General features: G+C 41.0%; 11 protein-coding genes. All 11 read right to left on the bottom strand.

Going from position 1 to position 11,896, the window contains the following annotated elements:
• Positions 1–505 precede the first annotated feature (505 nt).
• Positions 506–1,495 (bottom strand): lipoate--protein ligase, encoded by a 990-nt coding sequence (locus KV696_RS01415; protein ID WP_023942529.1) that lies wholly within the window; start codon positions 1,493–1,495, stop codon positions 506–508.
• 58 nt (positions 1,496–1,553) lie between these two features.
• Complete coding sequence (gene lpdA / locus KV696_RS01410; RefSeq protein WP_023942531.1) at positions 1,554–3,257, bottom strand: dihydrolipoyl dehydrogenase; 1,704 nt, start codon at positions 3,255–3,257, stop codon at positions 1,554–1,556.
• Between the two features lie 45 nt (positions 3,258–3,302).
• The gene (locus tag KV696_RS01405) at positions 3,303–4,346 is read right to left on the bottom strand and encodes a dihydrolipoamide acetyltransferase (protein ID WP_000752716.1); all 1,044 of its coding nucleotides are present in this window, start codon (positions 4,344–4,346) and stop codon (positions 3,303–3,305) included.
• Positions 4,347–4,794: 448 nt separating this feature from the next.
• Positions 4,795–5,787 (bottom strand): alpha-ketoacid dehydrogenase subunit beta, encoded by a 993-nt coding sequence (locus tag KV696_RS01400; RefSeq protein WP_219966644.1) that lies wholly within the window; start codon positions 5,785–5,787, stop codon positions 4,795–4,797.
• Positions 5,788–5,802: 15 nt separating this feature from the next.
• Positions 5,803–6,771 (bottom strand): thiamine pyrophosphate-dependent dehydrogenase E1 component subunit alpha, encoded by a 969-nt coding sequence (locus KV696_RS01395; RefSeq protein ID WP_219966643.1) that lies wholly within the window; start codon positions 6,769–6,771, stop codon positions 5,803–5,805.
• Between the two features lie 142 nt (positions 6,772–6,913).
• Positions 6,914–8,284, bottom strand: coding sequence for an MATE family efflux transporter (gene pdrM, locus KV696_RS01390; RefSeq protein WP_219966642.1), 1,371 nt, complete (start codon positions 8,282–8,284; stop codon positions 6,914–6,916).
• 41 nt (positions 8,285–8,325) lie between these two features.
• Positions 8,326–9,594, bottom strand: a complete 1,269-nt coding sequence (locus KV696_RS01385; RefSeq protein WP_219966641.1) for a dihydroorotase — start codon at positions 9,592–9,594, stop codon at positions 8,326–8,328.
• A 12-nt stretch (positions 9,595–9,606) separates the two neighbouring features.
• Complete coding sequence (locus KV696_RS01380) at positions 9,607–10,071, bottom strand: NUDIX hydrolase (protein ID WP_001135768.1); 465 nt, start codon at positions 10,069–10,071, stop codon at positions 9,607–9,609.
• Positions 10,072–10,080: 9 nt separating this feature from the next.
• A complete protein-coding gene (locus KV696_RS01375) occupies positions 10,081–10,734 on the bottom strand; it encodes a uracil-DNA glycosylase (RefSeq protein ID WP_219966640.1) in 654 nt (217 codons plus the stop codon).
• Positions 10,735–10,795: 61 nt separating this feature from the next.
• On the bottom strand, positions 10,796–11,488 hold the full coding sequence (pynA, locus tag KV696_RS01370; RefSeq protein ID WP_219966639.1) for a pyrimidine 5'-nucleotidase PynA: 693 nt from the start codon (positions 11,486–11,488) through the stop codon (positions 10,796–10,798).
• 125 nt (positions 11,489–11,613) lie between these two features.
• On the bottom strand, positions 11,614–11,832 hold the full coding sequence (locus KV696_RS09950) for a hypothetical protein (protein WP_258318533.1): 219 nt from the start codon (positions 11,830–11,832) through the stop codon (positions 11,614–11,616).
• Positions 11,833–11,896: the final 64 nt, after the last annotated feature.

The following is an 11,896-nucleotide window of genomic DNA, read 5'->3' as shown; positions in this document are numbered from 1 at the left end:
CTCTTTCAAGATTTCTAATAAGGTCTTTAAAATAAAGTATATCATAAATTTATCCTTTTTTCCATCCTTTTCAATTTTATTGGAGATAGTAAGTAATAAACCGGATTAAGTTGAAAGGTTGAGTCCATATTTTATGAAACATCTTTTGATACTAAAAAAGCCTAAACTAAGAACTGCAAAATACCCCAAAAATTAGATTTTCTATGTCTAACTTTTGAAGTATCGTTCAACTATAGAAATAATAGTCTTTTGGGATATTTATAGCAAGAAGAAATCAAAAACAACTCATGTCTGTGTCACCTTACAGATAATCTACTACTGACCTTCTCATCTCTATATTCAATTGCAAATAGTCGTATTTAGTTGACTCAGAACAAACTTCCGAGTTTTTTTATTAAGCATTGGAAGTGAGTTCTTTTTGATTCTCGTTCAGCAGGTTTTAAGACTTGTCCTATCCAGATAATATCTTTTCTGCAACCCACAATGACTAACAAATAGCTTTTCTTTACTCTACTACCGCTTCAGCGATTTCTTCACGGCTAATGCCAGCAAAGTAGCGTGTAATATCAATTGTTTCTAGCGCCTTAAGGACGTCTTCGCGTTCGTATTTGACGCCACGAAGGACATCTTCTACAGCTACAACGTCTTCGATACCAAAGAAGTCACCGTAAATCTTGATGTCTTGGATTTTTGATTCGACAACATTAGCAAAGACTTCGACCTTACCACTGGTGAATTTTGTTCCACGACGGACGTTAAATTCAGGTGATTTACCATAGTTCCAGTCCCAAGTTCCAAACTTAGTATCCTTGATGCGATTGATTTCAGCCAATTCTTCCTCAGAAAAAACGTATTCTGTCATCTCTGGATACTCTTTTTTCATGTATTCCAATAGCAAATCACGGAATTCTTCGACTGTGATTTTTTCTGGTAATTCATTGATAATATTGGTGACACGAGCACGAACAGATTTCACCCCTTTTGATTCAAATTTATCTTTTGAAACCTTAAGGGCATTGGCTAAGACTGACAAATCAACGTCAAAGAGCAAGCAACCATGGTGCATGATACGGCCATTAATATAAGCTTGGGCATTGCCACAGAATTTCTTACCGTCAATTTCTAAGTCATTACGGCCTGTGAACTCAGCTTTAACCCCAAGTTGAGCTAGTGTATTGATGACTGGAGTCGAGAAGCTCTTGAAGTCAAATGCCTTATTTTCATCTTCTTTTGAAATGATCGTGTAGTTGAGGTTATTTAAATCGTGGTAAACAGCTCCACCACCGCTGATACGGCGGACCACCTCAATACCATTTTCTCGAACATAATCACGGTTAATTTCTTCGATAGTGTTCTGGTGACGACCAACAATGATAGATGGTTTATTGATCCAAAGAAGGAAGATTTGATCCTCATCCAAAAGATGTTTAAAGGCATATTCTTCCAAGGCGATATTAAAAGCAGTGTCGTTTGAATGATTAATAATATATTTCATGATATCCCTTTATACGATAGAGACTGGAAATAACCTTCCAGTCTAATCTATCTTTCTTTTATTTTTTCTTAGGTGAATGGATAGCCATTCCTAGAACATCCGCAAATGCTTCGTACATCACTTCAGAGTAGGTTGGGTGTCCGTGGATAGTCTTCAGCATTTCTTCAACAGTAATTTCCATTTCGATAATGCTTGACGCCTCATTGATCAATTCTGCAGCTGCAGGACCAATGATGTGAACACCAAGAATTTCCCCGTATTTCTTATCTGCAATGACTTTTACGAAACCTTGAGCAGCATCAGAAGCAATGGCACGACCATTAGCAGCAAAGTTGAATTTACCGATTTGGACATCATATTTCTCACGGGCTTGTTCTTCAGTCAAACCAACTGCTGCTACTTCTGGAAGTGTGTAGATAGCTGCAGGAGTCAAATTCAACTTGGCAACAGCATGGTTTCCTTTAAGGGCGTTTTCAGCAGCAACTTCACCCATGCGGAAGGCTGCGTGAGCCAACATCTTAGTACCGTTGATGTCACCTGGTGCGTAGATACCTGGAACAGAAGTTTCCATGTATTCGTTGACCTTGATGCGACCACGATCCAATTCAAACTCAACATCACCAATACCTTCAAGATCCGGAACACGACCGATTGAAAGGAGAGCTTTGCTTGCGATAATATCGTCTTTTCCTTCAACCTTGATACGAAGTTGACCATTTTCCTCGATGATTTCTTGCAGTTTAGTACCAGTCAAGATGGTCATTCCTTTACGCTCAAGGATCAAGCGAAGGTTCTTAGATACTTCCGCATCCATTGCTGGGACAATGCGATCCATCATTTCGATAACAGTTACTTTTGAACCGAATGTCATGAAGGCTTGACCAAGCTCGATACCGACAACCCCACCACCAATGATAACGAGACTTTCTGGAACTTCGTTCATTTCAAGAATATCGTCACTGGTCATGACAAGTGACGATTCCATACCAGGAACGTTGATCTTGCTGACTTTTGAACCACCAGCAAGGATAATTTTCTTGGTTTCAAGCAATTCTGAACCATTTACCAAGACATTCTTGTCTTTAGTAATAGTACCGATACCCTTATGAACAGTAACTCCGTAGCTACGAAGAAGTCCTGCAACACCACCAACAAGAGTATTAACAACTTTAGATTTAGTTTCTAAAAGTTTGTCCATATCTACAGTGAAGTTTGGATTTTCGATTACGATACCACGGTTTGCGGCATGACCGATGTTTTCGATAATTTCAGCGTTATGAAGGTAGGTCTTAGTTGGGATACAGCCACGGTTCAAGCAGGTTCCACCAAGTTCAGATTTCTCAACAAGGGCAACCTTACCGCCGAGTTGGGCAGCTTTGATGGCTGCAACATAACCAGCAGGACCTCCACCAATCACAACGATATCAAAAGCATCATCGCTCTTACCATCATCGTTTGAGGCACTTGCTGCAGGTGCAGGGCTAGCTTCTGGGGCTGCTGCTCCAGCTGTTGGGATGTTTTCCCCTTCTTCACCAAGGTAACCGATAACTTCCGTTACAGGGACAGTTTCACCATCTCCTTTGAGAATGGCAATCAAGTACCCATCTTCTTCGGCTTCCAATTCCATGCTGACTTTGTCAGTCATGATTTCCAAAAGGATTTCTCCTTCTTTTACAAATTCTCCGACTTTTTTATTCCATTGGACGATTTGTCCTTCTGTCATATCCACGCCGGCTTTTGGCATAATTACTTCTAAGGCCATGTCTTCCTTCCTTTATCTATATCTTTAAAATGAATACTCTTGTTCTTAAATCAACATTGAGATTGGATTTTCTATCAATTCTTTCAAGTCTTTCATGAACTTAGCACCAGCCATACCATCTACGACACGGTGGTCAATTGTTAAACCAAGACTCATGATTGGGCGAATCACAATTTCACCATTGACGACAACTGGCTTCTCAATTGTCGAACTCACACCAAGGATAGCTGAGTTTGGTTGGTTGATGATCGGACCAAAGGACTGAACTCCAAACATTCCCAAGTTACTGATAGTAAATGTTGAATTTTGCAGTTCGCTTGGAGCCAATTTACCATCCAAGGTACGGCCAATAACATCCTTAAAGGCTACAACCAGTTCTGAAAGACTCATCTTCTCAGCATTGTAAACAACAGGTGTCATCAATCCATTATCCATTCCAACTGCCATCGCAAGGTTGACATAGTTATGAGTGATAATGGTCTTGCCGTCTTCTGTCAATGAAGCGTTGATATAAGGATGCTTCATCAAGGTTTTCACAACAGCAAGTGAAAGAAGATCTGTTACAGTAGTCTTCTTCCCAGTTGCTTCCATGATTGGCTCAAGAACCTTCTTACGAAGAGCCAACATTTCAGTCATATCAACTTCATAGTTGAGCGTGAAGGTTGGCGCAGTTAGGTAAGATTCAACCATACGTTGGGCAATAACCTTACGCATTGGTGTCATTGGAATACGTTCAATTTCACCGTATGGTGTTACGTTATCAGGAACTTCTTCCACTTTTTCAATCTGAGCAGGAGACTTGATGGTATCGTTTTCGATATTTTCAGGAAGCAAGGCCAAAACATCCTTCTTCATGATTTTACCACGATGACCAGTTCCTTGGATTTCCTGCCAAGCAATATTATGTTCGAGGGCAATTCGTTTTGCAAGTGGCGAAATGCGAACCACGTTTGTGTCTTTATAAGTTTCCACGTCTTCTTTGTGGACACGACCGTTTGCACCTGAGCCAGAAACGTCGTAGAGGTTGATCCCTAAATCATCCGCTAACTTTCTAGCCGCAGGAGTCGCTCTTAGCTTGTCATCAGCCATGACCTCTCCAATTCTATACTAAGATATTAAGGACGCAGAGGGCAATGAAAAAATAGGAGATTGACGATGTGTTCGATGAACACAAGGAAATCTATCTTTTTTTCGCAGACCTCCGTCCGAATTCAATTAAATGATACAAAGGGCGTTAAAAGCGACTGAAAAATAGGAAATCGATGATGGCTTCGATGAAGCCAAGGAGATTTATCTTTTTTCAGAGCTTTTAGCCCGTGCTCAACTCTACAAGCAACTTGGATACAACACGTATCTCAAGTTGCTACGGTTGCCGCTATTAGGCGACCAACCTAGTAGACTTACTAAGTTTTTTATCGAATATTATTGATTCGTCAAAAAACTGTCACAACTTTACAAATAACTTGGGTACAATACATATCTCAAGTTACTAAAGTTAAAAACAACCGTTATTTTACATAACTTATCTTATGTAATTCTATTCTTTATTATATGTTTTACGGATGGCATCTTTGATGCTTTCAACTGTTGGAATCATTGCATTCTCTAGGTTTTGCGCGTAAGGCATTGGCACATCTTCTCCTGCGCAACGGCGGATTGGTGCATCTAGATAGTCAAATGCTTCTGATTCTGAAATAATAGCTGAAATCTCTCCGATATAGCCGCTTGTTTTATGGGCATCGTTGACCAGAACAACTTTACCAGTCTTCTTCACTGAGTTAATGATAATATCCTTATCAAGAGGAACAAGGGTACGTGGGTCAACAATTTCAACTGAAATGCCTTCTACTGCTAATTCTTCAGCAGCTTGAACCACACGGCGAAGCATTTTTCCATAAGTAACAACTGTTACATCCGTTCCTTCGCGTTTGATTTCCCCAACTCCAAGTGGAATCGTGTAGTCTGGATCAACTGGTACTTCCCCTTTTTGGTTAAATTCTGATTTATACTCAAGAATGATAACAGGATTATTATCACGGATAGAAGATTTGAGCAGTCCTTTCATGTCTGCAGGTGTACCTGGTGCCACAACCTTAAGACCAGGAATATGAGTAAACCAAGACTCTAGTGATTGCGAGTGCTGGGCTGCAGAACCAACTCCATTACCAGCAGCGCATCGAACAGTCATTGAAACCTGACCTTTACCACCAAACATGTAACGTGTTTTAGCAGCTTGGTTGACGATATTGTCCATGGCAATAACCGAGAAGTCCATGAAGGTCATATCGACGATTGGACGAAGTCCTGTCATGGCTGCCCCTGCTGCTGCTCCTGAAATGGCAGCTTCAGAAATTGGACAATCACGAACACGTTCTGGACCAAATTCTTCAAGCATTCCAACAGAAGTACCGAAGTCTCCTCCGAAGACACCAACATCTTCTCCCATCAAGAATACATTTTCATCGCGACGCATTTCCTCAGACATAGCAAGGATAATGGTGTCACGGAAGGACATTGTTTTTGTTTCCATTTTATCTCTTTCTCCTTAGTCTGCGTAAATATCTTCAAATGCTGATTCAAGTGGTGGGAATGGACTTTCTTCCGCAAATTTAACAGAAGCTTCTACTGCTTCCTTTACTTGCGCTTGGATTTCTTCCAATTCTTCGGCACTTGCAATGTTATTTTCAACGAGATAGTTACGAAGGTTTTCGATTGGGTCTTTTTGTTTCCACAATTCCACTTCTTCGCGGGTACGATATTTACCAGGGTCAGATGATGAGTGACCAAGCCAGCGATAAGTTACACTTTCAATCAAGACTGGTCCATTGCCACCACGAACATGATCTACAGCTTTCTTAAATCCTTCGTAGACATCTATGACATTGTTACCGTCTTCGATGAACATTCCAGGAATTCCATAAGCGGCGCTACGTTGATGGATATGTTCTACATTAGTCATTTTCTTGATATCCGCAGAGATACCGTAACCGTTGTTAATGCAATAGAAAATGACTGGCAGGTTCCAGATAGAAGCCATGTTCACTGCTTCGTGGAAAACACCTTCATTGGTCGCACCATCTCCAAAGAAGCAGACAACGATTTTACCGGTATTTTGCATTTGCTGACTGAGGGCTGCACCAACAGCGATTCCCATACCACCACCTACGATACCATTGGCACCAAGGTTACCAGCATCAAGGTCAGCAATATGCATAGAACCACCTTTACCTTTACAGGTTCCAGTGTATTTACCAAGGATTTCAGCCATCATTCCGTTGAGGTCAATTCCTTTGGCAATAGCTTGTCCGTGACCACGGTGGTTTGAGGTAATTAGATCATCTGGATTGAGAGCCAACATAGCACCCACGTTAGCTGCCTCTTCTCCAACAGAAAAGTGCGTCATTCCTGGCACTTTCCCTTTCTTTACTAATTGCGCAATTTTTAAGTCCATACGACGGATTTCTTCCATCTTACGGAACATCTCTAGCAAAAGATTTTTATCTAAAATTGACATCTTCTTGCCTTTCTAACTTTCTTCTTACCTTACTATTTTACCGTTTTTGGCAAATACTGTCAAAGTTTTTCTAAAGAAAATTTCACAAATTAAAAAAGAAAACCCCATAGGAATAAGGGATTTTCTTATCAAGAATATTTTTTCACAAACTTTGTATCGTTTGTTTTGCTAAAGATTCAAATCTCTTCATAATCACAGTTAAACGCCAACGGTAGAGAACCCCACTCACAATTAGACTAATAATCAAGCCGATCCAGTAAGAATAAGCTCCAAAATCTGTTAGAGAGTCGAATACCATAGCTACTGGGAGTGTCACCCCCCAGTAACCAACCAAACCAAGGTAAAAAGGAATAACGGTATCCTTATACCCCCGTAAAATTCCCTGAAGCGGTGCCGCAAAGGTATCTGCTAATTGGAAGAAAAGACTATAAGTCAAAAAGCGCGCTGTCAAATCAATAAATTCTGGGTCGTTACCATAAAGACTAGCCACATTTCCCCTAAAGATATAAAGGAAGGATAAGGTGAAGGCCGCAAAAATGAGGGCAGTCCATCTTCCTAGACCAATATAGGTTTTAGCATCATCAAATCGCTTGGCTCCCACTTCATAGGAAACGACAATAGCCATAGCCGATGAGATACTCATAGGAAAGGCGTACATAAGACTTGAAAAGTTCATAGCTGACTGATGACTAGCGATAATCAAGGACGAAAACTTAGCCATAATCAAGCCAACCACGGAGAAAATAGCCACTTCTGCGAAGACAGTTCCCCCAATTGGCAGACCTAAACGAACTCCTTCCTTGATTTTATCCATATTAAGAGGAATGCGTTTCTCAAGATGCAAGGCTTTGAGCTTCTCCTGTTTAAATAAGACCAGAACAGAAATCCCAAGCAAGACCCAGTAGGCCAAGGAAGTACCTAAACCAGCACCAGCACCTCCCAGTTCTGGAACACCAAAGGCACCGTAAATCAAGAGATAGTTAAATCCGCTATTGAGAGGGAGTAACAAAAGCATGAGGTACATGGACAGTTTGGTCAAGCCCAGCGAATCCAGCAAGGAACGAATGACACTAAAGAGCAACAAGGGGATAATCCCGATAGATAAAAACCAAAGATAGTGAACCGCTACTGCTGCCACTTGTGCCTCTAGTCCAATATGATTCAAGATTGGTGGTGCCAAGAAAAGTACCATCCCCAGCAAGACCACAGATAGACCCAAGGCCAAATAGATGAACTGGTAAAAATCAGACGCAACTTCTTCCTTTTTGCCTCGACCAAGATGGTGACCAATGATAGGCACCAGGGCTGACACAATACCTGTTAGAAAGGTAAAGAAAGGATTCCAGATACTGGTTGCCATAGACACACCAGCCAAGTCCATGGTATTGTATTGGCCAGTCATAGTCGTATCAACAAAGGATGCAGAATAATTGGCAAATTGATAAATCAGGATGGGGAAAAATATCTTTAAAAATAAGATAAACTTGTCTTTAAAATGATGGGTTTGGTACATATAGGCTCTCTATTCTTTTTGTTTACAGAGTAGACTCCCACCTAGTTTCGACAGACGATTTGTCCCTTACAGATGGTATATTTAACCTGCCCTTTTAAGGTTTCACCTATGAATGGTGAATTAGCTGCTTTGGAAGCAAAATGGGAGTCCACAAGGCGGTCAGCCTTAGCATCAAAAATAGTGATGTCCGCTGGACCATTCTCAGCCAAATAACCTGCTTCAAAGTTGTAAAGCTTGGATGGGTTGTATGTCATTTTTTCAAGTAATTCCATCAAGCTTAACTCACCAGCTTCGACCAAATAAGTCAATCCGAGAGATAGAGATGTTTCTAAGCCAGTCATACCAGATGGCGCTTTGGTAATATCTTCGACTTTTTTTTCATCTGCATGATGAGGCGCGTGGTCAGTCGCGATAACTGTGATGACACCTGACTTGAGACCTTCAATCACGGCACGACGGTCTGATTCCAAACGAAGTGGCGGATTCATCTTAGCATTGCTTCCTTGTGTCAAAAGGAGCGCTTCTGTCTTGGAGAAATGCTGTGGCGCTACTTCTGCTGTTACTTGCGCTCCCAATCCTTGAGCAAACTCCACTACTTTAACACTTTCTTCCTTAGACAAATGCTGGATGTGAACATGTGCCTTAGTTGCATAGGCAATCATGACATCACGCGCCATCATAGCGTACTCAGCCACCCCAGTCGCACCGCAGATATGGAAATGTTCTTTAGCGATATTTTCATTAAAGCCAAGAACACCGTTCAAACCTGGATCTTCCTCATGAAGACTAATAAAGGTATTAAGCTTTTTAGCTTCCTCCATGGCTTCCTTGACAACTTTACTGCTCTCAAGCGGAATACCGTCATCAGAAAAACCAACAGCTCCAGCTTCTAAGAGTGCTTTAAAGTCAGTCAAATCTTGCCCATTAAAATTCTTAGTAATGGTCGCAACCGTCTTAACATTAATCTTCTCTTTGGCAGCTGACTGGAGAACTTCTTGCAAAGTCTCCACGTCTGAAATGGTTGGACTAGTATTAGCCATCATGACAACCGTGGTAAAACCACCTGCAGCGGCTGCTAGGGCACCAGTATGGATGTCTTCCTTGTGGGTCTGACCAGGTTCACGAAAATGAACATGGATATCAACCAAGCCAGGAGCAACTACAAGACCTGTGGCATCCAGGATTTCTGCGCCTTCTTCTTTAATTTCAGGCGCAATTTTGATAATCTTTCCATCTTCAACCAAGACATCACACACTTGATCCAAACCAGACTTGGGATCCATAACACGACCATTTTTGATTAGTAGCATCTGCTTTCTCCTTTATTCATAGAAATCAACTTGAGTATCCAACAATTTGTCCCCATCATAAACAAACTTGGCTGAAAAGAAGGGTTTATCCTCTAAAAGCCACTCAACAAAGGTATGGTCCCCTTCCCAAGTCGGCTTGCTCAAAACCTCATCATAGGGAACCCATTCTAGCGTTCCCTCATTACAGTCAATCAAGTCTCCTTCAAACTCTGTCACCTTAAAAACATAGGTGTACCAGTCTAAATCTGGCGTAAATTCTGGAAAAGTGATGACGCCTTTTAGAACTGGCTTGGCTTTGAGCCCTGTTTCTTCAAGGATTTCACGCGCTGCGCATTCCTGAGGGGTCTCACCTCGCTCTAGCTTACCACCCACACCAATCCATTTCCCTTCATGGACATCATTGGGTTTCTTATTACGATGGAGCATAAGCAATTCTTTCCCGTTATCAATGTAGCAAATTGTCGCTAACTGAGGCATATTTTCTCCTTATCTAAGCCAATCGATTGGCTCTTGTCCTGTCTCTTTTAAGAATGCATTGGCCTTGGAAAAAGGCTTGGAACCCCAAAATCCTCTATAAACTGACAAAGGACTGGGATGGGCTGATTCGATAATCAAGTGATGAGGATTGGTAACTAAGGCCTTCTTCTTGCGTGCATAAGCTCCCCAGAGTACAAAAACGACTGGTCTATCTAGATGATTGACCACCTGAATCACAGCATCTGTAAAAGGCTCCCATATCCGACCAGCATGACCATTGGCCTGTCCAGCAGGAACCGTCAAACAGGTATTAAGAAGTAAGACTCCTTGCTCAGTCCAAGCTGTCAAATCATGAGATTTCTTAACCCCGATATCATCTGACAATTCTTTCAAGATATTTTGCAAGGATGGCGGAGCTGGAATAGAGTCAGGTACAGAAAAACTCAAGCCCTGCGCTTGACCTGGCCCGTGATAGGGATCTTGCCCTAGAATCACCACCTTAACATCTTCAAGCGGTGTTGACAAGAGAGCCTGAAAAACCTTTTCTTTGGGTGGATAAATAGTCCCTTGAGCATAGACCTGATTCATAAACTGATTGATTTTCCCAAAATACCCCTCAGGTAATTGCTCCTTAATCAAAGCATGCCAAGACGAGTGTTCCATAGCCAACTCCTTCGTTTTTACTGCCTCTATTATAGCAAAAAGTGGCTGTCTAAACCACTTTTTACAGTTTATCTAAACAATCCAGCAAGTCTCGGTAAGAATGGACTTCGTAGGTTGGCTGGGCTTGTGTGGGATTTTCGAGTTGATGAGGATTGTACCAAATCGTGTCAATCCCAGCATTATTGCCGCCTTGAATGTCGGCGGTTAGAGAATCTCCAATCATCAGCGTCTTTTCTTTACTAAAACCTGCAATCTGTTGGCCAATCTTTTCATAAAAGAGAGCATCTGGCTTTTGTGTTTGCAACTGTTCAGAGATAAAGACTTGATTGAAATAAGGTGCTAGACCCGATTGAGCCAAACGACCTGTCTGAATTGCAGTTATTCCATTTGTCGCAGCATACAGCTCATAATCTCGCTCGATAAGGCTATCTAAGAGTTCATGAGCGCCTGAAAAAGTTTGGCCCTGCTGGGCAAGGTAAAATTGGTAACGCTGGGCTAGAAAACTACCGTCTTTTTCCTGTCCAAAATGAGCAAATAAACGAGAAAAGCGCGTGTTAACCAGCTCTGGTTTACTGATTTTCTTTTGCTCTAAGTCCTTCCAGAGAGCCTTGTTCATAGGGACATAATAGTCTTTATAAGCCTGAATATCTGCAACCCCTTCTTCTTTTAGAAGTTGCGTTAAAGCCACATCCTCAGCAGCATCAAAATCAAGCAAGGTGTGGTCGAGGTCGAAAAATAGAAATTTGTAGGACAATTTGAGAGTTTTCCTTTCTAAGATAAACAACTTTCACTTCAGCCAGCTGTTTAATGTAAAAACTTAAAAGTGGTATAGTATCACAAAGAATAATCCTTCCAATTGATTAATTAATCCATACTATTCTAGTCAAGTTTATTTTTATTATAGAAAAATCTTCTATAAATTTGAGCAATAGTTAAAATACATACAAATATGACTCCCAAAATAGATAATACTATTTTCACAAAACTCATTTCCGAACCTATGACATATATATGAAAAAGAGGGGCTAGTCCTACACATATATACAATAGATAATTTATAAAGTTTATTTCACCTAATCCTGCAAAAAAATGTTTCATTTGAAATATTCTCCTTTGAAGCCCCTGATGTTTAAAAATAATGACCGCTTAAAATTAAACAGCT

Source organism: Streptococcus humanilactis, assembly GCF_019448275.1.
In the GTDB taxonomy this organism is placed as follows: Bacteria; Bacillota; Bacilli; order Lactobacillales; family Streptococcaceae; genus Streptococcus; species Streptococcus humanilactis.
The sequence above is the reverse complement of the archived record's forward strand: the minus strand, read 5'-3'. Positions and strand labels throughout refer to the sequence as shown.